The 21,140-nt window shown below is 58.6% G+C and carries 19 protein-coding genes; 10 read left to right on the forward strand and 9 right to left on the reverse strand.

The genetic code is table 11. The annotated features are described in order from the left end of the window. Positions 1-36 precede the first annotated feature (36 nt). Genes J5276_RS21205 through J5276_RS21215 form a run of 3 tightly spaced genes read left to right on the forward strand, consistent with a single transcriptional unit; the run spans position 37 to position 2,629 of the window. The gene (locus J5276_RS21205; protein ID WP_004432036.1) at positions 37-990 is read left to right on the forward strand and encodes an aliphatic sulfonate ABC transporter substrate-binding protein; all 954 of its coding nucleotides are present in this window, start codon (positions 37-39) and stop codon (positions 988-990) included. A 23-nt stretch (positions 991-1,013) separates the two neighbouring features. Further along, positions 1,014-1,793 carry an ABC transporter permease subunit gene (locus J5276_RS21210; RefSeq protein ID WP_004432039.1) on the forward strand — a complete coding sequence of 260 codons (780 nt, stop codon included), beginning with the start codon at positions 1,014-1,016 and terminating at the stop codon, positions 1,791-1,793. 8 nt (positions 1,794-1,801) lie between these two features. Beyond that, entirely contained in the window at positions 1,802-2,629 is an 828-nt protein-coding gene (locus J5276_RS21215) for an ABC transporter ATP-binding protein (RefSeq protein WP_004432043.1), read from the forward strand. A gap of 43 nt (positions 2,630-2,672) precedes the next feature. Here the strand turns inward: J5276_RS21215 and putA are convergent, their stop codons facing one another. Then, positions 2,673-6,359, reverse strand: coding sequence for a trifunctional transcriptional regulator/proline dehydrogenase/L-glutamate gamma-semialdehyde dehydrogenase (putA, locus tag J5276_RS21220; protein ID WP_209159645.1), 3,687 nt, complete (start codon positions 6,357-6,359; stop codon positions 2,673-2,675). Positions 6,360-6,534: 175 nt separating this feature from the next. Here putA and J5276_RS21225 point away from each other — a divergent pair, with 175 nt between their 5' ends. Continuing rightward, a complete protein-coding gene (locus J5276_RS21225; RefSeq protein WP_004432060.1) occupies positions 6,535-7,005 on the forward strand; it encodes an Lrp/AsnC ligand binding domain-containing protein in 471 nt (156 codons plus the stop codon). 66 nt (positions 7,006-7,071) lie between these two features. On the opposite strand, the gene J5276_RS21230 is transcribed toward J5276_RS21225, so the two are convergent. Together J5276_RS21230 and J5276_RS30425 are read right to left on the reverse strand one after the other, a co-directional pair. After that, positions 7,072-7,638, reverse strand: a complete 567-nt coding sequence (locus J5276_RS21230) for an RNA polymerase sigma factor (RefSeq protein WP_004432061.1) — start codon at positions 7,636-7,638, stop codon at positions 7,072-7,074. After that, on the reverse strand, positions 7,638-7,844 hold the full coding sequence (locus J5276_RS30425; RefSeq protein ID WP_004432062.1) for a NepR family anti-sigma factor: 207 nt from the start codon (positions 7,842-7,844) through the stop codon (positions 7,638-7,640). Before J5276_RS30425 ends, J5276_RS21230 begins: the two co-directional genes overlap by 1 nt. 137 nt (positions 7,845-7,981) lie before the next feature. Here J5276_RS30425 and J5276_RS21240 point away from each other — a divergent pair, with 137 nt between their 5' ends. Both J5276_RS21240 and J5276_RS21245 read left to right on the forward strand, forming a co-directional pair. Continuing rightward, positions 7,982-8,776, forward strand: a complete 795-nt coding sequence (locus tag J5276_RS21240; protein WP_004432063.1) for a response regulator — start codon at positions 7,982-7,984, stop codon at positions 8,774-8,776. Between the two features lie 95 nt (positions 8,777-8,871). Further along, positions 8,872-9,861, forward strand: a complete 990-nt coding sequence (locus J5276_RS21245; protein ID WP_035252645.1) for a sensor histidine kinase — start codon at positions 8,872-8,874, stop codon at positions 9,859-9,861. Positions 9,862-10,160: 299 nt separating this feature from the next. Here the strand turns inward: J5276_RS21245 and J5276_RS21250 are convergent, their stop codons facing one another. Then, complete coding sequence (locus tag J5276_RS21250; RefSeq protein WP_004432069.1) at positions 10,161-11,885, reverse strand: sensor histidine kinase; 1,725 nt, start codon at positions 11,883-11,885, stop codon at positions 10,161-10,163. Between the two features lie 238 nt (positions 11,886-12,123). Here J5276_RS21250 and J5276_RS21255 point away from each other — a divergent pair, with 238 nt between their 5' ends. Next, positions 12,124-12,699, forward strand: a complete 576-nt coding sequence (locus J5276_RS21255) for a PRC-barrel domain-containing protein (protein ID WP_004432071.1) — start codon at positions 12,124-12,126, stop codon at positions 12,697-12,699. Between the two features lie 100 nt (positions 12,700-12,799). On the opposite strand, the gene galE is transcribed toward J5276_RS21255, so the two are convergent. From galE to J5276_RS21275, 4 genes are all read right to left on the reverse strand, one after another. Continuing rightward, a complete protein-coding gene (gene galE, locus J5276_RS21260; RefSeq protein ID WP_004432073.1) occupies positions 12,800-13,783 on the reverse strand; it encodes a UDP-glucose 4-epimerase GalE in 984 nt (327 codons plus the stop codon). Between the two features lie 198 nt (positions 13,784-13,981). Beyond that, entirely contained in the window at positions 13,982-14,419 is a 438-nt protein-coding gene (locus tag J5276_RS21265) for a hypothetical protein (protein ID WP_004432075.1), read from the reverse strand. A gap of 9 nt (positions 14,420-14,428) precedes the next feature. Continuing rightward, positions 14,429-14,773: a YqjD family protein gene (locus J5276_RS21270; RefSeq protein WP_004432077.1), complete on the reverse strand. Its 345-nt coding sequence runs from the start codon at positions 14,771-14,773 to the stop codon at positions 14,429-14,431. 67 nt (positions 14,774-14,840) lie between these two features. Then, positions 14,841-15,074 carry a hypothetical protein gene (locus tag J5276_RS21275; RefSeq protein WP_004432079.1) on the reverse strand — a complete coding sequence of 78 codons (234 nt, stop codon included), beginning with the start codon at positions 15,072-15,074 and terminating at the stop codon, positions 14,841-14,843. On the opposite strand from J5276_RS21275, the gene nspC reads away from it, so the two are divergent. Both nspC and J5276_RS21285 read left to right on the forward strand, forming a co-directional pair. Next, a complete protein-coding gene (gene nspC / locus J5276_RS21280) occupies positions 15,073-16,170 on the forward strand; it encodes a carboxynorspermidine decarboxylase (protein ID WP_004432082.1) in 1,098 nt (365 codons plus the stop codon). The two genes, J5276_RS21275 and nspC, sit on opposite strands and share 2 nt — an antisense overlap. A 59-nt stretch (positions 16,171-16,229) precedes the next feature. Next, positions 16,230-17,468: a saccharopine dehydrogenase family protein gene (locus tag J5276_RS21285; RefSeq protein WP_004432085.1), complete on the forward strand. Its 1,239-nt coding sequence runs from the start codon at positions 16,230-16,232 to the stop codon at positions 17,466-17,468. Between the two features lie 121 nt (positions 17,469-17,589). On the opposite strand, the gene J5276_RS21290 is transcribed toward J5276_RS21285, so the two are convergent. Next, positions 17,590-19,437, reverse strand: coding sequence for a DEAD/DEAH box helicase (locus tag J5276_RS21290; RefSeq protein WP_004432087.1), 1,848 nt, complete (start codon positions 19,435-19,437; stop codon positions 17,590-17,592). 390 nt (positions 19,438-19,827) lie between these two features. Between J5276_RS21290 and J5276_RS21295 the strand changes: the two genes are divergently transcribed. Next, the gene (locus J5276_RS21295) at positions 19,828-21,105 is read left to right on the forward strand and encodes an aspartate kinase (protein WP_004432098.1); all 1,278 of its coding nucleotides are present in this window, start codon (positions 19,828-19,830) and stop codon (positions 21,103-21,105) included. Positions 21,106-21,140 lie beyond the last annotated feature (35 nt).

A 21,140-nucleotide genomic window follows, 5' to 3' on the forward strand; every position in this document is an offset into this window, starting at 1 on the left:
AAACCGGCCCCAGGGGGTCGGCGACAAGGAGCTAAGATGCCAGCCATTACCCGTCGTGCCCTCTCCGCCAGTTTTCTTGTTGCCGCTGCATTATCCGTGCTGCCCTTGCAGGCGCAGGCGGCGGAAGAGCTGAAGATCGGTTATCAGAAAACCGGCCTGCCGGTGATCGCGAGGCAACAGGGCGTTATCGAAAAGGCGCTTGAGGCCAAGGGCGTCAAGGTTTCGTGGGTCGAATTCACCGCAGGCCCGCCGCTGGTGGAGGCCTTGAATGTTGGCTCCATCAATGTCGGCTGGACGGGCGATGCGCCGCCAATCTTCGGTCAGGCGGCCGGTTCGGCCATCGTTTACGTTGCGGCTCTTCCCTCAAACGGTAAGGGTGAGGCGATCTTCACCAAGCCCGAGAGCGGTATAAAGTCGGTTGCCGATCTGAAGGGCAAGAAGGTCGGCGTCGGCAAGGGCACAAGCGCCCACAATCTGCTGGTGGCGGCAATTGAGAAGAACGGCCTGAAATTTAGCGATATCGACGTGGTCTATCTCAGCCCGGCTGACGCGGCGGCAGCCTTTGCCAGCGACAAGATCGACGCCTGGGCCGTCTGGGATCCGTTCTATGCAATTGCCGAGACGCGCTATAAGCCCGTCACTCTGGCCCGCACCAGCGAGGTTCTCAATGTGAGTACCTATTTCCTCGCCAACCGCGACTATGCCAAATCCCATGCCGACACCATCAATATAACGCTTGATGCCCTGGGCGAGGCGGCCAAATGGTCCGCCGCCAACCGCGACAAGGTTGCGGCAGCCCTGCATGAGGTGACAGGTGTACCGCTGGAAGCGCAGACGCTGGCTGCGAACCGTTCGGAATTCGGTATTTCGAAAATCGATGACAAGATCATTGCCAGCCAGCAGGAAACTGCCGACCGCTTTTATCGCCTGGGCCTGATCCCTAAGCAGATCAGCATCAAGGATGCCGTCTGGTCAGGCGCCACCAACTGATCCCGGATACGGAGGGCTTCGCGATGAGCATCAGAAGGCGTATCGAGGCTGGAAGCATCACGGGCTGGTTGCTTCCTGCCATCATTCTTGCCGGCTGGGAGCTTGCTGCCCGCGTCGGTCTCATTTCGGCAAACGTCCTGCCGGCTCCCTCTGCCGTCGCGGAAGCCTTCTGGCGGCTTTTGCTTTCAGGGGAACTCATCGCCAATATCGGTGTCAGCTCCGCTCGCGCTCTGGCCGGTTTCGCCGTTGGCGGCGCGATTGGTTTCATCTTCGGGCTGGCCAACGGACTGTCGCGGTTTTCCCGCAGCTTTACCGACACGACGCTGCAGATGATCCGCAACATCCCGCATCTGGCGCTCATTCCGCTCGTCATCCTCTGGTTCGGCATCGACGAGGAGGCAAAGCTTTTCCTCGTGGCACTCGGAGTGTTTTTCCCCATCTACATCAACACGCTGCTCGGCATTCAGGGGGTCGATCCGCAACTGGTGGAGATGGGGCGTACCTATGGCATGTCGCCCTTCACCCTGTTCCGGCGAGTGATCCTGCCCGGCGCGCTGCCGTCCATTTTCACCGGCCTGCGTTATGCGCTCGGCATCATGTGGCTGACGCTTATCGTGGCGGAAACAATTTCCTCCTCTTCCGGCCTCGGCTACATGGCCATGCAGGCGCGCGAGTTCCTGCTGATCGATGTCGTCGTGCTGTCGATCCTTATTTACGCGCTTCTTGGCAAGCTGGCGGACAGTTTCGCCCGCTTCCTCGAAAGCATCTTCCTGCAGTGGCATCCAGCCTTCAAGAAAGTCTGAGGTAACCCATGTCGACCAGCAATGTTACGACGTTGAGACGCCCCGATGCCCCATCATCCTCCCCTTCCGGGGCAGAGACCAAGGTTGAACAGCGCGGCAAGCAGAACGACAGCAAGGTCGCTTTCAGCTTCCGCAATGTGACAAAGACCTTTGGCGATAAACCGGTTCTGCGCGGCATCGATCTCGATGTGCGGGAAGGCGAGTTTCTGGCTATTATCGGCAAGAGTGGATGCGGCAAGAGCACGCTTCTGCGTATCTTGGCCGGTCTTGATGCGCCCACAAGCGGCACCGTTTCGAAAGACGCATCGAGCCGCACTCGCATGATGTTTCAGGAGCCGCGCCTTCTGCCATGGGAGCGCATCGCAAACAATGTATCCGTGGGCCTGACCGGCATCGCCAAAGGTGAGGCGGCGAACGAGCAGGCGCTTGCCATTCTCGAAGAGGTTGGGCTAAAGGACCGGGCGGGCGAGTGGCCCTATGTCCTGTCTGGAGGCCAGAAGCAGCGCGTGGCGCTGGCACGCGCGCTGGTGGCGCATCCGCAAATTCTGGCGCTGGATGAACCCCTCGGGGCGCTAGATGCGCTCACCCGCATCGAAATGCAGCTTCTGCTGGAGCGCATCTGGCGCAAGCAGAAATTCACCGCCGTTCTCGTTACGCACGATGTTTCGGAAGCCGTCGCACTTGCAGACCGCATCGTCGTGATTGATGAGGGGCGCATCGCCCTTGATCTCGATGTGAAACTGCCGCGTCCGCGCCGACACGGCACCCCGGAATTCGCGCGGCTTGAAGAGCAGGTTCTGAACCAGCTTTTCGGTCGTGGTGAAATCGGTGGGTGATGTGATGGACCGGCAGGGTCGAGACCCTGCCGGAACCAGATAATCAGCCGATGCTCATCAGGCTGGCATTGCCGCCGGCAGCCGTTGTGTTGACGCTGACGGAGACTTCTTCCACCAGCCAGTCGAGATTGTAGGGCTGGGTTTCACGGTCAAGCGCTTCCGTCGTGGCGGCCTGAACCAGAACCAGAGGACCGGGCAGGGCGGCGATTTTCTTGTTGATCGCAACGACACGTTCCGCATCGCCCTCGATCAGCGCGCCGGCGAACGGTGCGGATTTTTCCCAGCTGTCAGCCCATGTGATGCGCGAGGTGACGGTTGCCGGCAATCCGTAGATCGACTTTTCCAGCCCCGACGCATTATCGATAACGACCGAGTTGCCGGTGGCAAGCGCTGCCGCAAGCTGGCGATAGAGCCCTTGCTCCGTGGCCGGAATAAGCAGCACCTTGCCGCGCGGATGCAGCGCATAGACGTTGCGTTCGCCGACTGGGCCTGCCAGTTCGGTTTCGAAACCGAGGCCGGATAGGGCTGCGGCCTGTCTTGCGGCTTCGGCTGCAACGCTCTGGCCGTTTTCATCCAGCCAGCGGGCGAGATCGACAGCCGCCTGGTCCTGCTGGCTGGCAACGCGGTCGATCTTCGGCGCGGTTTGTGTGACGCGGCCGAGATAGAGCGGACCGCCCGCCTTGGGGCCGGTGCCGGAGAGGCCTCGCCCGCCAAAGGGCTGGACGCCGACCACGGCGCCGATGATGTTGCGGTTCACATAGAGATTACCGGCCGCGACGCGCGACAGGACATGCTGGATGGTATCGTCAAGACGCGTATGCAGGCCGAAGGTCAGGCCATAGCCGGTGGCGTTGATCTCGTCGATCAGCCGGTCGAGATTGTCGCGCTTGAACCGGATGACGTGCAGCACCGGCCCGAAGACCTCTTTCTTAAGATCGGCGAGCGATTTCATCTCGATGATTGTCGGTGGCACGAAGGTGCCCTTGCCGGTTTCGCCGGCAAGCGAAATCTGCTCGATCCGGTGGCCGAGTGCGCGCATGCTGTCAACGTGTTTTTCGATGATGCCTTTAGCTTCAGCGGTGATCACGGGGCCGACATCGACGGAAAGGCTATCGGTGCGCCCGATGCGCAATTCGTGCAGCGCGCCCTTCAGCATCGTCAGGGTGCGGTCGGCCACATCTTCCTGCAGGCAGAGAATGCGAAGCGCCGAGCAACGCTGGCCGGCACTGTCGAAGGCAGAGGCGATGACGTCGGCGACGACCTGCTCGGCAAGCGCTGAGGAATCGACGATCATGGCGTTCTGGCCGCCGGTCTCGGCAATCAGGGGAACGGGCTGGCCGTTTGCGAGAACCCGGCCTGCGAGTTGACCCTGGATGAGCCGCGCCACTTCAGTGGATCCGGTGAACATCACACCCGCCGTGAGCGCTGAGCCGACTAGTGCCGCACCGGTCTTGCCGTCACCTGGCAGAAGCTGCACGGCGTCCTGCGGAACGCCTGCCTCATGCAGCAGGCGTACCCCCTGCGCGGCGATCAACGGGGTTTCTTCGGCGGGCTTTGCCAGTACCGGATTACCGGCAACCAGTGCTGCCGTTACCTGGCCGATGAAGATGGCAAGCGGGAAGTTCCACGGGCTGATGCAGACGACCGGGCCGAGCGGTGTCTCGTTGGCCTTGAAGGTCTTCCGGGCTTCCGCTGCGTAATAACGCAGGAAGTCAATCGCTTCGCGCACCTCGGCAATGGCGTTCGGCATGGATTTTCCGGCCTCGCGCATGATGAGGCCAAGCAGGGCCGGCATTTCGGCCTGCATCCGGTCGGCAGCGCGCTCCAGGCAGGCGGCGCGCTCCTCGACCGGCGTGGAAGACCAGTTGGAGGCTGCGGCCCGTTGCATTGCCGCTTCGACATCGGCCTCTGTCGGTTCGGTTACATAACCGACGACATCATTGTGGTCGCCGGGATTGAGGACCGGGCGTGTCTTTCCGCCTGCATGCGGTGCTGCGGCTTTCCATTCCGTCGTCGCACCTGCCTTAAGGACGTTGTCCAGCGCGGCAAGTGCCGTTTCATTCGAAAGATCGAGGCCGGCGGAATTTGCCCGTTCGGGGCCGAAGAGACCAGCGGGTGCAGCAATGCGGTCGTGCCGTGCGCCGGGAACGGGGTAAGCCTTGACCACGGTGACCGGATCTTCCAGCAGGGAAGCCACCGGCACGGCGGGATCTGCTATGCGGTTGACGAAGGAGGAGTTCGCGCCGTTTTCCAGCAGACGGCGGACGAGATAGGCAAGCAGCGTCTCGTGGGTGCCAACAGGCGCATAAAAGCGGCAGGGACGATCGAGCTTTTTCTTGCCGACGACTTCGCTGTAAAGCGGTTCGCCCATGCCGTGCAGGCACTGGAACTCGTAATCACCGAGTTTGAAGTCCGGACCAGCGAGATGGTAGATGGTAGCCATGGACTGGGCGTTGTGGGTCGCAAATTGCGGGAACACGACGTCACGCGCGGCAAGCAGCTTGCGGGCGCAGGCGATATAGGAGACATCCGTGTGCACTTTGCGGGTGAAGACCGGGAAGTCTTCCAGCCCGTCCACCTGTGCGCGCTTGATCTCCGCATCCCAGTAGGCGCCCTTGACAAGACGCACCATGATGCGGCGACCGGCACGTTGGGCGAGATCGATGATGTAGTCGAGAACAAAGGGGCAGCGGCGGCCATAGGCCTGCACAACGAAGCCTAGGCCGTTCCAACCGGCAAGATCCTTGTCGAGCGCCAGTTCCTCCAGAAGATCGAGCGACAGTTCCAGCCGGTCGGCTTCCTCGGCGTCAATGTTGAGGCCGATATCGTATTTCTTGCTGAGCAGCATCAGGGATTTCACACGCGGCAGAAGCTCCGCCATTACCCGCTCTGCCTGCACACGGGCATAACGCGGATGCAGGGCCGAAAGCTTGATGGAAATTCCGGGGCCACCATAGATGCCACGCCCGGCGGAGGCCTTGCCAATGGCGTGGATCGCGTTTTCGTAGTCCTTGTAATAACGCTCCGCATCCTTGGCGGTGGTCGCCGCTTCGCCGAGCATGTCGTAGGAATATTGGAAACCCTGTTCCTCCAGCGGTTTCGAGCGCTTGATCGCTTCCCCAATCGTTTCGCCGGTCACGAATTGCTCGCCCATCATGCGCATCGCCATATCGACGCCGCGGCGAATGACGGGTTCGCCAGCCCTGGCGATCAGCTTGGTCAGCGCCGCCGAAAGGCCGCTGTCATTGACCGTCGAGGTCAGCTTGCCGGTGATGACAAGACCCCAGGTTGCGGCGTTGACGAACAGCGGGCGCCCGCCGCCGATGTGGGACTTCCAGTCGCCGCGGGCGATCTTGTCGCGGATCAGCGCGTCGCGGGTGGCGGTGTCGGGAATGCGCAGCAGTGCTTCGGCAAGGCACATCAGGGCCACGCCCTCATGGCTGGAGAGCGAATATTCCTGCACCAGCCCCTCGACGCCGGTGCCTTTCGTCTTGGCGCGCAACGCCTCGATCAGCTTGGTTGCCGTGGTGCGAATGGCTGCGGCCTGCTCGGGCGTGACGGTCGCAGCATCGATCAGAGGCGCCAGGCACTCTTCCTCTGGGCGGCGGTAAGCGGCGGTAATTGCTTTGCGCAACGGGCTCTGCTCGCGCACGGGCGGTGCAAAATTCTGGAAAATACCGTTCACCGTCTGCTGCGGGTTTACATCGGCTTTGCTTGCACCATCGGCCATTCTGAAAATCCTGAAAAAGCTGTTGAAGACAGACTGTCAGCGGCAGCGTGTCCTCCGCTCGCCGCTTGTCATTCTGCTGTGTACAATATCATTGCCGTAAAAATTGCTATGGTCCTATTTTGAGGATAGAACAGGCCATATGAACTTTTATTATTCAAAATTGGCGTGAAATCACATGGCTAATAGTCATAAAACAGACGATCTGGACCACTTCGATCTCAAGATTCTCGAGGCCCTCAGCGAAGACGGGCGCATGTCGGTGCTGCAACTGTCGAAAAGGGTCGGCCTCTCCAAGACGCCGTGCCAGACGCGGCTCAAGCGGTTGGTGGATGAAGGTTATATTCTGGGCTTCCGTGCGGTGCTCAATCCGCAGAAACTGGGCGTCGACCATATCGCCTTCGCCGAGGTCAAGCTTTCCGACACACGCGAAAAGGCGCTTGAGGAATTCAACACGGCGGTGCGCAAGATCAAGGAGGTGGAGGAATGCCACATGATCGCCGGCGCCTTCGATTATCTACTGAAGGTGCGCACCAGCGATATCCGCAAATACCGAAGGGTGCTCGGCGAAAAAATCTCCAGCCTTCCATCGGTTTCCAACACTTCGACATTCGTCGTGATGCAGTCGGTCAAGGAGACCGGTATCTGACGACGCGGCGAAGAAAAACGGGCAGGCATGAGCCTACCCGTCTAATGCTTTGCGAATTCTGCCAGCTCAGCGCGCGGTGGCTGCGGCGGTAACGGCGCTCATCTGCGCGTCAGGACCAAACTCGTTTTCGTTTTCGATGCCGAGAAGTTCCTGCAGGCGCAATCGCGCGCGGCTGACACGGCTCTTGATCGTGCCAACCGGGCACCCGCAAATCTCGGCTGCTTCTTCGTAAGCAAAGCCCGAGGCGCCGATCAACAAGATCGCTTCGCGCTGATCGTCGGGCAACTTTGCAAGTGCCGTACGAAAATCCTGAAGATCGACCGAACCATGCTGTTCTGGCGGCACCGACAGGCGCGAGGTGTAAACCCCGTCGGTATCCTGTACTTCGCGGCCGGACTTGCGAATCTGGCTGTAGAATTCGTTACGCAGGATCGTCACCAGCCATGCGCGCATGTTGGTGCCAGGCTGGAAACTCTCCTGTTTCGCCCAGGCCTTCATGATCGTATCCTGCACGAGGTCGTCAGCGCGATCCCTCGAACGGATGAGTGAGATCGCGAATGCGCGCAGGTTTGGCAGTGCCGCCAGCATTTCCCGTTTGAAATTGTATTCTGTCTGCTCCGGCTCTTTCGCCATCATTCCCCCGAAGCCTTGTCTTTGGCTCTGTTTTCGGCTTCATCGAGTTTCTCGAGAAGATCGAGGAATTTGTCAGGGATGCCTTCTTCCTGAACAGCATCGTAGAGTTCCCTGAGCTTGCGGGAAATCACCGCACGTCCAGAGTGCGGGACCTGAGGGTTGGCCGGATTGTCCGGAGAATCTTGGTCCGATTGAAATATGTTCATAACGTCCGGTATTCCTTTTGTGTCGTGGCAAGAATGCGCGATGAAAAAAATAGTTCCGGCGATCCGGAACTTTTTTTATGATGCGCACGTTGCTATCGTGGGTTTGCGTTGCAGACCGCATGAAAGGGGAGAATTCCATGTCAGTTTCTACACGCATCGCACCGCACCTGCCATATCTGCGCAGGTTCGCGCGTGCCGTTTGCGGCTCTCAATCCACTGGCGATGCCTATGTTGCAGCAACACTTGAAGCTCTGATCGCCGATATCAGCATCTTCCCGCCGACAAGCAACGATCGGGTTTCGCTTTATCAATTGTTCGTATCGATTTTTAGTTCCGTCACGATCAATATAAAGGCCGATGAAAACCTGTCAGGTTGGGAAAAGCGCGCTTCCGCCAACCTCTCTGCGGTACCAGCGCTCGCCCGCCAGGCTTTCCTTCTGACCACGGTCGAAGAGTTCACAGCTTCGGAAGCAGCAGAGGTTCTGAGGGTAACTGAAGCCCAGATCGGCCAGCTGATCGATGAGGCGGCCTCTGAAATCGCCCGCCAGGTTGCCACCGATATCATGATTATCGAGGACGAACCTCTGATCGCCATGGATATCGAGCAGATGGTCACCGATCTCGGCCATCGCGTTACGGGTATTGCCCGCACGCATGCGGAGGCGATCGATCTCTTCAACCGCACGCAGCCGAAGATGATCCTTGCCGACATCCAGCTTGCAGACGGCAGCTCCGGGCTCGATGCCATGAAGGAGATCCTTCAGATGACGTCTCTGCCGGTGATCTTCATTACAGCCTTCCCTGAGCGTCTTTTGACGGGTGAGCGGCCCGAGCCGACATTCCTCGTTACGAAGCCGTTCAACCCGGACATGGTGAAAGCGCTTATCAGCCAGGCCCTGTTTTTCAACGAAAGCTCTCGCGTCGCGGCGTGAAATTTGCCGAAACCGTAGACTGTCCGGGAACAACTACGGTACCCGGACGTTCGCGGTTACGGTCGTGAGGTGATCTCACGGCTTTTTGCAGGGAGATGAATTTGCATCGGCTGGCATGGCATAACGCGGAGAGGAACGAGAGCGAGCTACACGATTCGCTCGTCCTCGCTTTGCTCGATTCGGGCGAGACAGTCATGTTACAAGACTGGAACCGGGAGTATATATTCGTGGCCAATCTGCCGGATGTGTGGCGTCTGCCGACCGATAGCCATCCCACGGATGAAAATGTGTTTGGCACCGATCTTTCAGAGCGGCTTGCCGAACTCAAAAAAGATATGAATGTGGTGGGCAGTCGGGGCATGCTGGAAGTTAATGCCGGCAATGACCGGGTTTTCCAGTTCCAGATCCATTCCACCTTCAACCAGGCGAAGCAGGCGGTGATGAAAACCACTATTCGCGAGGTGACGGCGGAACGGCGGCGCGAGCAGCTTTTGCGCTCGCTGCTGCGCGAGGTCAGCCACCGTTCCAAGAACCTCCTGGCGATCATCCAGAGCCTTGCGGGCCAGACGGCCCGTTTCAGCCTCACCAAGGATGATTTTCTGCGCAAGTTTCGGGGCCGGTTACACGCTCTTGCCCAAAGTCAGGATCTCATCACGGATTCCGACTGGAGAGGTGCTCGCATATTCGAGCTTCTCCGCCAGCAATTCGATCTCTATGTGCCGGAATATCCTAATCTCATTCACATGGAAGGTGAAAACCTGCTGCTCAATCCGAATGGCGCGCTTTATATCGGTCTGGCTTTCCATGAGCTGGTCGTCAATACGGTCAGCCATAGCGGCAATCTCGCCTATCATCCGCCAATCTCGCTGCAATGCCGACAGGAAGGCGATTTTTGTATCGTTGAGTGGATCGAGCCGATCATGCCATCGAAAGAGCCGGCGCAGGCGAGGCGCGGCAGTTTCGGCAGCGTCGTGCTGGAAAAGGTCGTTCCATCCGCATTGGGCGGGAGTGCCGAATATCACCTCACGCCGGAGCGGATCGTCTACCGGCTTAAATTTCCTTCCGGGGACGTCACCGACATTTGAAATTTCGAAATAATGGCCCTCGGTTGGAGACCTGCCTCATAGGCAGCACTTCGGCCGTTTTTGCGAGAACGCAAAAAAAAGCACGGCCCATGAAAGAGCCGTGCTTTTTTATTATGACAGGTTTTCAGGGGTGAAACCTGTTTATTGTCAGCCAAGCGTCAGGCGGGGACGGGGGAATTGCTTGGCCTGCAGTAAAAATGCATCTGCCCTAATTCGGTTCCACTAAAACGTATTTTTTTTGTGGAGGGCGAAATTAGCTGCTTTTCGTCTGCTGGTACGGGGATCCAGCACGCCATTTTTCAAAGCGGGCCTGCCTGATCGGGTCGCTTGGGTATAAAATAGCGCATCGGCGCTTCAAGCGACCATTCGAACCCGGTTTCGCGATACTCCGTCACCACCTGTCCGCCGAATGCGCCTTCCGCATGCCTTTTGATGACCGTGGTACCAAAGCCCTTGCGGCTTGGTTCCGTCGCCGGTGGCCCGCCCGTTTCGGTCCAGACGATATAAATCATCTGACGTCCATCTTTTTCGAGCGGCTTCCAGCTCACCGTGATTTTTCCGAGCGCAACCGACAGGGCGCCGTATTTGATGGAGTTCGTCGTCAGCTCATGCACCACGAGCCCGAAATTTTGCGCCGCTTCCGGAGAAAGCATGAAATCGTCCCCAGACAGCTCGAAGCGTTCCGAAACGGTGCCGAAAACGTCGAGGTGGGTCTCGATCAGCTTACGGATCGGCAAGCCTTGCCATTGAACCTCCGCCAATGCCCGGATCGACATTCCGAGACCGCGCAGGCGGTGGTCCACCTCTTTCTGGAATTCCGGGATGCTTTTGTTTTCCCGCCCCAATTGCCGGATCATCGCCTGAACCAGCGTAAGAATATTCTTGGAGCGGTGAACCAGTTCGTGCAGCAGAAGTTGCAGCCGTTCTTCCGACTGGCTTCTGTCGAAGGAAGCATTGGAGAGCGCGACGGCGACCTGGTTGGCTTCCTTGATCTTGGTATCGACGGGCGCCACGATCTCGCCTTCACCGATGCGTTCAGCCATGAGCGTGAGATCGCGAATGGAACTGCGCAACTGCCGGCCGACCAGATAGGCGCCGCCGATGGCGATGAGCACGAGCATCGTGCTGCCGATCATCATTTGCCGCCACGTGTCGACCAATGCTGCCTGACTTGCGGCAAGTGGCCCCCACATCACAGTTCGCCATTGCCAGCCCGGCAATTGGGCATAGGCATAGAGGTTGCCCTTGTCGTCGAAGAAATTGCCGCTGAAGGCCTGCATTTCTGAAAGAATGGCGGGGCTGGCAAATGGCTTGCCCACTTCCACCCCATTCTGCGCACTGGAAACGACAACACGATTGTTACCGTCGATAATGGCGACCGCCCAGTTGCGCGGCAGGTTTTCCGTGGGAATGAGCCGGCTCAGGTCACTTGTATTCTGCGTCAGGATCAGGGCATCTCCGGCGGAACCCAGATTGGGGTCGAGCGGCAAGGTAACGTTGAACACCCATTCCTTGCTCGTCGCGCCGAAAAACATGTCCGAAACGGTGATCCGACGGGATTCGATTGCCTTGGCCAGATTGGCCTCGGCCGGCACCTTGCTGAGAGGCTGGCCAAATGACACCCGGGTATTGAGATACTGTTCGCCTTCCATGGTAGCCAGAATGGCGTACAGGCCCTCCCGTTTCAGGCTTTCGGCAACACGTCCCTGAAAAGCGGCAAGATTGCCATTCTCGAGTTCCGGGAATTGCGACAGCAGATTGAGGGAGGTGGCGATTTCCTGCAGGCGCCGATCGATGTTGCGGCTGACGACCCTGACATCCTCGATCGTCTCCCGTTGCAGGTCGTCGCGCTTTTCGCTTTCAAGGCGCAGCATCAAGTAGCCGCCGAAAAGGATAAGCGGCAGGGTGATGACGGTTGCCATCACCACCAGATAGGTGCCGATGGAGGCCGTCGGAAAAAAATTCGCACTGCGTCGACGTAAAGCCGAGAACGTGTTTTTCAGTTTTTTGCCGGGTTGAGGCATGCAAAAACTCCGGCAGTTACGGCATTGTTACGTCACGGATAATACCGCGCCATCTTCCTTTAGCAATGCCTGATTTTTTCGTTCGGGAGCCGCAAAATGTCGCAATCGCGTCTATGCGACTGAAAAAATCGGAACCATTTCAATGGTCAGCCCGTTTGCAAAGCGAACCGGTCATGGAGTGGAAAGCGAAACTCGTCACCGCCCGGCCAGTCGAAAACGATGAAAGGAAGGTACGAAAATGGCAAAGAAACTTACGATACTCGTCACCGCCGCCCTGATGGGCACGACGGCTTTCGCGCCGCTTGCCATCGCTCAGGGTACAACCCAGCCAGCACCGGCAAATCCGAGTGCTCAGACCGAACCGGCAACGCCTCCCGCCACCCCGATGGCGCCGGCGGCTCCTCTGGCCAATGATAGCGCGGCCGCGACGACGGGCGGTGCTTACATCACCCAGCAGGGCGAAACGCAGATCAGTGCCAATGATTACATCGGCAAGTCGGTTTATACCGCAGCCGACGAGAGCATCGGTAACGTCACCAACCTCATCATGGAAAAAGACGGCGGTCTCGTCGCAGCCGTGATTGGTGTCGGCGGTTTCCTCGGTATAGGTGCCAAGGATGTCGCGGTGCCTATGGACAAGGTAACGATGACCCGCAACACGCAGGACGGCACCATTCGCCTGACGACGACCGAAACGGCGGAAACGCTGAAGGCTGCTCCGGAATTCAAGACGCTGGAACAGCAGGCCAGCGAAAAGAGCGCGGCAACGCCTGCAGCTCCGGACAGCACCACCACGTCCGCCACCAAGCCCTGATCCCCTTACCTGGGAGGCAGGAGCGGGATCGACCTCAACAGGCGTCCCGCGAGAGACACCGGCCATTGGCCGGTGTCTTTTTGTTTTAAATTGCGTTCGCTCAGTCCCCGGCGTTGCGCGAGGAATGCCAAGCCCAGGCGGATTTGATGATATCAGACAGGGAATAACGCGGCTCCCAGCCCAACACCGCCTTTGCCTTGTCGTTATTGGCGACAAGGGTGGTGGAATCGCCATCGCGGCGGTCGGTATATTCCACCGGGAAGGGGCGGCCGGATACGTCCGAAATCGCAGCCAGCAACTCCTTCACAGTCGTGCCGGTGCCGGTGCCAAGGTTGAGTTCAACCGTTTCACCGCCCGCCAGCAGATAGTCCACTGCCCGCACATGGGCGTCGGCAAGATCGAGAATATGGATGTAGTCACGCACGCAGGTGCCGTCGCGGGTGTCATAATCCGTGCCGAACACCTTGAAGCCTTGACGCCGACCGAGTGCCGCCTCGATGGCGAGCGGGATTGCGTGGGTTTCCGGCTTGTGCCATTCGCCGATGCGGCCTTCGAAATCTGCACCTGCGGCGTTGAAATAGCGCAGCATCACCGAGCGCAGCCCCTTATAGGTGCTGTAATCCTTCAGCGCCTGCTCGACTACCCATTTGGTGCGGCCGTAGGGGTTGATCGGCGCCTGACGGTGCGTCTCGTCAATCGGCACCTGTTCCGGCAAACCGTAGGTGGCGCAGGTGGAGGAGAAAACAAATGCCGTGACCCCGGCATCGATGGCGGCAGACAGCAGGTTGAGCGAACCGATGACGTTGTTGTCGTAGAAGGCCACGGGTTGCTTTACCGATTCGCCGACTTCAATCAGCGCCGCAAAGTGGAGTACGGCCTCCGGCTGGTGCTTGGCGAAAACCTCGTCCAGCCGCGCGCGGTCGCGAATATCGCCCTGCTCGAAGGGTCCCCAGCGGACGAATTCCTCATGTCCATTGGACAGATTGTCGAAAACGACCGGTTCATATCCCCGCTCAGACAGGAGAAGGCAGGTATGCGAACCGATATAGCCGGCACCGCCGACGACAAGGACTTTCTTCTTCATCAATCGCCTTTCAGAAAAAAAACGGGACGTGCGGGAGACTGTATTTCACTTTGTTCAAATAAGGGCGGCGTGGCACTGAGCACCATCAACCAGTCTATCCACCGCGGGTAACATAAAAAAAACTGCGCATCCATGGTCCGGATGCGCAGCAGCGAATGAGAGTTTGACGAAGAGCCTTAAACGCGCCTGAAGGCGTGCCTATTTCTTTTTCCTGGTGTTGGCTCTGGTTGCCAGAAAGCCGGCAGCCATGGCAACGGCGAGCGTCGCGTAGGGGCGCGCCTGGATCGCCAGCGTCAGGAGCGATTGCAGCGCCAGAGGTGCTGCGGTCAAGGGAGCCGCCGTCAAGGATGCGACGGGTCGTCTTGCGGCATAGGCTCTCGGACGTTTGACGATCGCAAGCGCCACCAACATGATGACACCAAGCAGAAACGCCGTACCGGCTACGACAAGCGCGGCCGGCCCTGCGCCGACATGCCGGGCCAGATAGATGGACCCCGCCACGACAGCAGCTACGAAGGCGATCAGGAAGAATATCCCGGTCAGCACCCAAAGGATTATCGTGGCGCGCAGGCGCCGTGTCACGACGCGTCCTTCACGCTGGGTGTCTCCCAGATAGACCAGCAATGCCTCAAGCATGATGCAGCCTTATCGACGTGTGAGGAGGGCGAGCACGAAACCGACACCAACGGCGATGCCGAGGGACTGCAGCGGGTTCTTCTGGACCTGATCCGTCAGATTGTCGTTCAGCGAGGAAATTTCGTTGCGAACGCTGTCGGCCATCTCGCCGGAAGCGGTCAGTGCGTCGTCGGCCACGCGGGCGGCCTGCGCCTTCAGTTCATGCGAGGCTCCAACGCCCAGCGCCTTAACGCTCTTGGCAAGATTTGCCAGATCTTCGCGAAGTTGGGCAAGCTGTGCTGCCACATCGGCTGCATCGCCGTTTTCGAGGGATTGCTGGATCTTGTCGTTGACGCTGCTACGCACGCTTGCCATGGGTGAAGTCCTTCCTGGAACATCGTTGATGGAAATGGCGTCAGGTCAAAAAGACTGCCGCCGCGGATCAATGCCGACGCTTACGAACTTTCGTTGCGGCAGCCGTAAACCCGATTGTCCGCCATTCAAACGCGCCGATGCCCGCTTGGTTCCGCGGCTTGGCGAGTTTTCTCCCGCGGATTTTGCGGCGGGGGCAATTTTCCGGGAATTCGGTGCCGGACATTTGTTTTCCTGTAACAAGCATCATATAAGGCCCATCATCCAGACGGACCTTGACTTCAATCAATATGTGAAAAGCCATGCTTCAGACGCCCTATTACCTCATCGACAAGACAAAACTTCTTCGCAACATGGAGAAGATTGCCTATGTGCGGGAAAAATCCGGCGCCAAGGCGCTTCTGGCGCTGAAGTGCTTTGCAACATGGTCGGTTTTCGATTTCATGTCGCAATATATGGACGGCACCACCTCGTCGTCGCTTTATGAAGTGCGTCTGGGCCGCGAGAAATTCAGTGGCGAAACCCACGCCTATTCCGTCGCTTATGCCGACTACGAAATCGACGAGGTGATTTCGAACGCGGACAAGATCATCTTCAATTCCATCAGCCAGCTTGAGCGCTTTGCAGAAAAGGCCTCCGGTATCACCCGGGGTCTGCGCCTCAATCCGCAGGTCAGCTCTTCGAGCTTCGATCTTGCCGATCCCGCACGTCCCTTCAGCCGTCTCGGCGAATGGGATGTCGCCAAGGTCGACAAGGTCATGGACCGGATCTCCGGCTTCATGATCCACAACAATTGCGAAAACGGCGATTTTTCGTTGTTCGACCGCATGTTGACGCAGATTGAAGAGAAATTCGGATCGCTCCTGTCGCGTGCGGAATGGGTCAGCCTCGGCGGCGGCATCCATTTTACCGGCGACAACTATCCGCTCGACCAGTTCTGTGATCGCCTGGCGGCCTTTTCGGAAAAATACGGCGTTCAGGTCTATCTTGAGCCCGGCGAAGCGTCGATCACCAAGAGCACGACGCTTGAAGTGACGGTTCTCGACACGCTGTTCAATGGCAAGAACCTCGCCGTCGTCGACAGCTCCATCGAAGCGCATATGCTCGACCTCCTGATCTATCGCGAAACCGCCAAGGTTTTGCCGAACGAGGGCGAACATCCCTACATGGTCTGCGGCAAATCCTGCCTTGCGGGCGATATTTTCGGCGACTTCCGGTTCGACAAGGAGCTGAAGGTCGGTGATCGTATCTCCTTTGAGGATGCGGCCGGCTACACCATGGTCAAGAAGAACTGGTTCAATGGCGTGAAGATGCCGGCGATTGCCATCAAGGAACTCGACGGCAGCGTGCGTGCCGTTCGCGAATTCGACTTTGCCGATTTCGAGCAAAGCCTGTCTTAAACCCTGTTTTAACATGAAACGAAGCTGATCCCTGCGGGGAAAAGGAGGCATCACCTGAAATGAAGAAGAACGTTCTGATCATCGGCGCCGGTGGCGTAGCACAGGTCGTGGCGCATAAATGCGCCCAGAACAGCGATGTATTGGGAGACATTCATATTGCGTCACGGACTTTGGAAAAGTGCCGCAAGATTGTCGAGTCCGTACGCGAAAAGAAGAGCCTCAAGACAGATGTGAAACTTGAGGCCCATGCGCTTGACGCGATGGATATCGAGGCGACGAAAGCCTTGATTACGAAAACCGGCGTAGAGATCGTCATCAACGTCGGTTCGGCTTTCGTCAACATGTCCGTTCTTCGTGCCTGCATGGACACGGGTGTTGCTTATATGGATACGGCGATCCACGAGGATCCCACCAAGATTTGCGAGGCGCCGCCGTGGTACGGAAACTACGAGTGGAAGCGCGCTGCCGAATGCAAGGAAAAGGGCGTAACGGCACTGCTCGGCGTCGGTTTCGATCCCGGCGTGGTCAATGCCTATGCCCGCCTTGCCAAGGATGAATATTTCGACAAGGTCACCTCGGTCGATATCGTCGATATCAATGCCGGCAGCCATGGCCGCTGGTTCTCCACCAACTTCGATCCGGAAATCAACTTCCGCGAATTCACCGGTGTCGTCTATTCCTGGCAGAATGGCCAGTGGCAGACGAACCAGATGTTCGAGGTCGGCCAGGAATTCGATCTGCCGGTTGTCGGCAAGCAGAAGGCCTATATGACCGGCCATGACGAAGTGCATTCGCTATCCAAAAACATGGATGGCGCCGATGTGCGCTTCTGGATGGGCTTCGGCGATCACTACATCAACGTTTTCACCGTGCTGAAGAACCTCGGTCTTCTCTCCGAAAAGCCGGTCAAGACTGCCGAAGGTCTGGAAGTCGTGCCGTTGAAGGTGGTCAAGGCCGTATTGCCGGATCCGTCTTCGCTTGCACCCGACTATGTCGGCAAGACCTGCATCGGCGATGTCGTCAAGGGCATCAAGGATGGCAAGGAACGCGAAGTCTTCATCTACAACGTGGCCGACCACAAGGAAGCCTACGAGGAAGTTGGATCGCAGGGCATTTCCTACACCGCCGGCGTTCCTCCGGTCGCTGCCGCCATGCTGATTGCCACCGGCGAGTGGGATGTGAAGCAGATGGCCAATGTGGAAGAACTGCCACCGCAGCCTTTCCTGAACCTTCTGAACAAGATCGGCCTTCCAAGCCGTATCAAGGACGAAAACGGCGACCGCGTCCTGACGTTCTGATCCATCAAGACAATAAAAAGCCCCGCAAAAGCGGGGCTTTTTTTGTGATGAAGTTTGCCGGTTACTTGGCATCATCCTCGGCCTTAAGCCGAGGATTTACCGCACGGTAATGACCCGCGCATCAGCCCTTTGCCGGCTTCGGTCCGCGCTTTTCGAAAGGCCGGTCCTTCTTGCCTTCGAATTTGGGCTTGTCGCCGAAAGTCTTTTTCTTTTTCCAGGGCTTGTCGTCGCCCTTGCGGTCGTCGGCTGCGCCGCCAGCATTATTGGGTTTGTTGAACTTCCGCTGGGCCGTGGCCGGGCGGGTGTCCTCGCGAACACTGCCAGTCATTTCCGGCTTGCCTTCCAGCGCCTTCAGACGAATGCCCTTTTCGAGCATCATGTCCTTGCCGATGGCGGAGGTGAAACGATCGACGGCATCGGCCGCCAGTTCCACAAAGGTCTCCGTCTGCTGCATGCGAATGGCGCCGATATCCTGACGGGTGATCTTTCCGAAGCGGCAGAGCATGGGGATGAGCCAGCGGGGTTCGGCGCTCTGCTTGCGGCCCACCGAAAGCGAAAACCAAGCGCTGTCGGAAAAGTCGGAACGTTCGCGGCGCGGCGCGTCGTTTTCAGGGGTTTCGAAGCTGTCGCGGCGCGGTTTGCGAGTATTGTCCAGCGCGACTTCGGTGATGTCTTCCGGGGCGGAACGTCCGGCGTGGTAAAGGCGCACGAAGGCGGCTGCTACTTTTTCCGCGCCATGCTGCTCGAGCAGCTGCTTGACGAAATCACGCTCGTCATCGGCCACGGCCTCGGTGAGAGCCGGGTCGGCCAGGAGACGGGCGCCGTCGCGTTCAACGATCTCTTCGACCGAAGGCGGGCGAACCCATGCTGCGCTGACCTTGGCACCTTCCAGAAGGCGTTCGGCCTTGCGGCGCTGGTTGACAGGCACCACGATGGCGCTGACGCCCTTTTGCCCGGCGCGGCCGGTACGGCCGGAACGGTGGAGAAGCGTTTCCGAATTGGTCGGCAGGTCGGCGTGGATAACCAGTTCGAGACCAGGCAGGTCGATGCCGCGTGCAGCAACGTCAGTCGCCACGCAAACCCGGGCGCGACCGTCACGCATTGCCTGAAGCGCATGCGTGCGTTCGTTCTGGGTCAGTTCGCCTGAAAGCGCCACGACGGAAAAGCCGCGATTGTTCAGACGGGCCGTCAGATGGTTTACGGCCGCACGTGTGGAGCAGAAAACGATGGCGTTGCGGGCTTCGTAAAAGCGCAGCGCATTGATGATGGCGTTTTCGCGGTCGGAGCCAGTCACCAGCAAGGCGCGGTATTCGATGTCCACATGCTGCTTCTGTTCTGAAGCGGTGGCGATGCGAACGGCGTTCTTCTGGTAGCTTTCGGCAAGCTTGGCGATGCTGCGCGGAACGGTGGCCGAGAACATCAGCGTGCGGCGGTTATCCGGCGATTCTTCCAGAATGAATTCCAGATCTTCGCGGAAGCCGAGATCGAGCATCTCGTCGGCCTCGTCCAGTACCACGGCGCGTAGCGACGACAGATCGAGCGCGCCGCGCTTGATGTGGTCGCAGAGGCGGCCGGGGGTGCCGACGATAATATGCGCGCCTCGCTCCAGTGCGCGTCGTTCGCTGCGGATATCCATGCCGCCAACACAGGACGCGATCGATACGCCAGCGAATTCATAAAGCCATTCCAGCTCGCGCTTGACCTGCATGGCCAGTTCGCGGGTTGGCGCAATGGCGAGTGCCAGCGGCGCGGAAGCCTGGCCGAAACGGGTGTTTTCCGACAGTAGCGTGGTCGCGAGCGCAATGCCGAAGGCAACTGTCTTGCCGGAGCCGGTCTGCGCGGAAACCAGCGCGTCCTTGTCGGCGAGTTCCGGCGAAAGCATGGCCTTCTGCACGGGGGTCAAATCTTTGTAGCCGCGTTTTTCCAACGCCTGCGCGATCGCCGGGGCGATACCCTGGGTGTCTGTCATCTACCGTCTTTCGGATATGAAGCTGCCTGCATCCGCCCGAAACCAATAGGTCCTAAAGTCTCCGGGGCAGCCGATGCAGGCCATTACGGCCATCTGGCCGGTTGCATTGCCGCGCTCCATACTGCGAATAGGCCCGTTTGTACAGTGCACTGCGGTACGCTCTTTCACAACGCCGCATGCGGTCGCCCATTCCATCCCGACATCTTCTTTCGCCGGGGCTATAAAAAAAGGCGTACCGCATGGTTCATAAACGGCATTGCGTGCCCCCCGCCTTTTCGCTAAGAGACCCGCAACTTTAGGCTCTTTATCAAAAAAAGAGCCGACTGGGTTTGTTCTTGTCCGCACCTGAAAAACGGCTGGCGGAAAAAAGGGATGGTACTGGTCAAGGCTATGGCTCGCATTGTCATGAAATTCGGCGGCACGTCCGTCGCGAACCTCGAACGCATTCACAATGTCGCACGGCATGTGAAACGCGAAGTGGATGCCGGCCATGAAGTGGCCGTGGTCGTTTCCGCCATGTCCGGTAAAACCAACGAGTTGGTGGACTGGGTGCAGAATGCTGCAAAGGTAGCTGGCGCCAACGCCGCCTCCTTTTACGATGCGCGCGAATATGACGCGGTCGTTGCATCCGGCGAGCAGGTGACATCGGGTCTTCTGGCGATCACGCTGCAATCCATGGGCATCAATGCGCGCTCATGGCAGGGCTGGCAGATTCCGATCCGCACAGACAATGCACATGGTGCCGCCCGCATTCTCGAGATTGACGGTTCGGATATCGTTCACCGCATGGGCGAGGGCCAGGTTGCCGTTGTTGCCGGTTTCCAGGGCATCGGCCCGGATAACCGCATTGCGACACTCGGTCGCGGCGGTTCGGACACATCAGCCGTTGCCATCGCCGCCGCCGTCAAGGCGGACCGTTGCGATATCTATACCGATGTCGATGGCGTCTATACCACCGATCCGCGCATCGAGCCCAAGGCTCGCCGCATGAAGAAGATCGCTTTCGAGGAAATGCTCGAAATGGCGTCTCTCGGTGCGAAGGTTCTGCAGGTTCGCTCCGTCGAGCTTGCCATGGTACACAAGGTGCGCACCTTCGTTCGCTCCAGTTTCGAGGATCCCGATGCGCCGGGCATGGGCGACCTCATCAACCCGCCCGGTACTTTGATTTGTGACGAGGAAGAAATCGTGGAACAGGAAGTCGTAACCGGCATCGCCTATGCCAAGGATGAAGCACAGATCTCGCTGCGCCGCGTGGCCGACCGTCCGGGCGTCTCCGCCGCGATCTTCGGGCCACTGGCCGAAGCGCATATCAATGTCGACATGATCGTGCAGAACATCTCCGAAGATGGGTCGCGCACCGACATGACCTTCACCGTTCCTTCTGGCGACGTTGCCAAGGCTCTGCGCGTTCTGGACGAGAACAAGGCCCAGATCGGCTTCGACGTTGCGCAGAACGAGACCGGCCTTGCCAAGGTTTCGGTCATCGGTATCGGCATGCGCAGCCATGCCGGCGTTGCTGCCAGCGCCTTCAAGGCGCTTGCCGAGAAGAACATCAACATCAAGGCCATCACCACCTCCGAGATCAAGATTTCGATCCTGATCGACGGTGCCTATGCCGAACTGGCCGTTCGCACTTTGCATTCTGCTTACGGTCTCGATAAGAACTAAGTTCGAGACATCGGTTCCCGATGCTCCGATTCTTC

This window comes from Agrobacterium sp. S7/73, from assembly GCF_019355535.1.
GTDB classification, from domain to species: Bacteria; Pseudomonadota; Alphaproteobacteria; order Rhizobiales; family Rhizobiaceae; genus Agrobacterium; species Agrobacterium tumefaciens.

Bases quoted from the DNA above. Each gene is read 5' to 3' on its own strand.
- J5276_RS21290 (WP_004432087.1), bottom strand. From the start codon at position 19,437: ATGACAGACACCCAGGGTATCGCCCCGGCGATCGCGCAGGCGTTGGAA.
- J5276_RS21240 (WP_004432063.1), top strand. From the start codon at position 7,982: ATGTCAGTTTCTACACGCATCGCACCGCACCTGCCATATCTGCGCAGG.
- J5276_RS21245 (WP_035252645.1), top strand. From the start codon at position 8,872: ATGAATTTGCATCGGCTGGCATGGCATAACGCGGAGAGGAACGAGAGC.
- J5276_RS21270 (WP_004432077.1), bottom strand. From the start codon at position 14,773: ATGGCAAGCGTGCGTAGCAGCGTCAACGACAAGATCCAGCAATCCCTC.
- J5276_RS21250 (WP_004432069.1), bottom strand. From the start codon at position 11,885: ATGCCTCAACCCGGCAAAAAACTGAAAAACACGTTCTCGGCTTTACGT.
- J5276_RS21230 (WP_004432061.1), bottom strand. From the start codon at position 7,638: ATGGCGAAAGAGCCGGAGCAGACAGAATACAATTTCAAACGGGAAATG.
- J5276_RS21295 (WP_004432098.1), top strand. From the start codon at position 19,828: ATGGCTCGCATTGTCATGAAATTCGGCGGCACGTCCGTCGCGAACCTC.
- J5276_RS30425 (WP_004432062.1), bottom strand. From the start codon at position 7,844: ATGAACATATTTCAATCGGACCAAGATTCTCCGGACAATCCGGCCAAC.
- J5276_RS21225 (WP_004432060.1), top strand. From the start codon at position 6,535: ATGGCTAATAGTCATAAAACAGACGATCTGGACCACTTCGATCTCAAG.
- J5276_RS21255 (WP_004432071.1), top strand. From the start codon at position 12,124: ATGGCAAAGAAACTTACGATACTCGTCACCGCCGCCCTGATGGGCACG.
- J5276_RS21275 (WP_004432079.1), bottom strand. From the start codon at position 15,074: ATGGCTTTTCACATATTGATTGAAGTCAAGGTCCGTCTGGATGATGGG.
- putA (WP_209159645.1), bottom strand. From the start codon at position 6,359: ATGGCCGATGGTGCAAGCAAAGCCGATGTAAACCCGCAGCAGACGGTG.
- J5276_RS21265 (WP_004432075.1), bottom strand. From the start codon at position 14,419: ATGCTTGAGGCATTGCTGGTCTATCTGGGAGACACCCAGCGTGAAGGA.
- J5276_RS21215 (WP_004432043.1), top strand. From the start codon at position 1,802: ATGTCGACCAGCAATGTTACGACGTTGAGACGCCCCGATGCCCCATCA.
- galE (WP_004432073.1), bottom strand. From the start codon at position 13,783: ATGAAGAAGAAAGTCCTTGTCGTCGGCGGTGCCGGCTATATCGGTTCG.
- J5276_RS21205 (WP_004432036.1), top strand. From the start codon at position 37: ATGCCAGCCATTACCCGTCGTGCCCTCTCCGCCAGTTTTCTTGTTGCC.
- nspC (WP_004432082.1), top strand. From the start codon at position 15,073: ATGCTTCAGACGCCCTATTACCTCATCGACAAGACAAAACTTCTTCGC.
- J5276_RS21285 (WP_004432085.1), top strand. From the start codon at position 16,230: ATGAAGAAGAACGTTCTGATCATCGGCGCCGGTGGCGTAGCACAGGTC.
- J5276_RS21210 (WP_004432039.1), top strand. From the start codon at position 1,014: ATGAGCATCAGAAGGCGTATCGAGGCTGGAAGCATCACGGGCTGGTTG.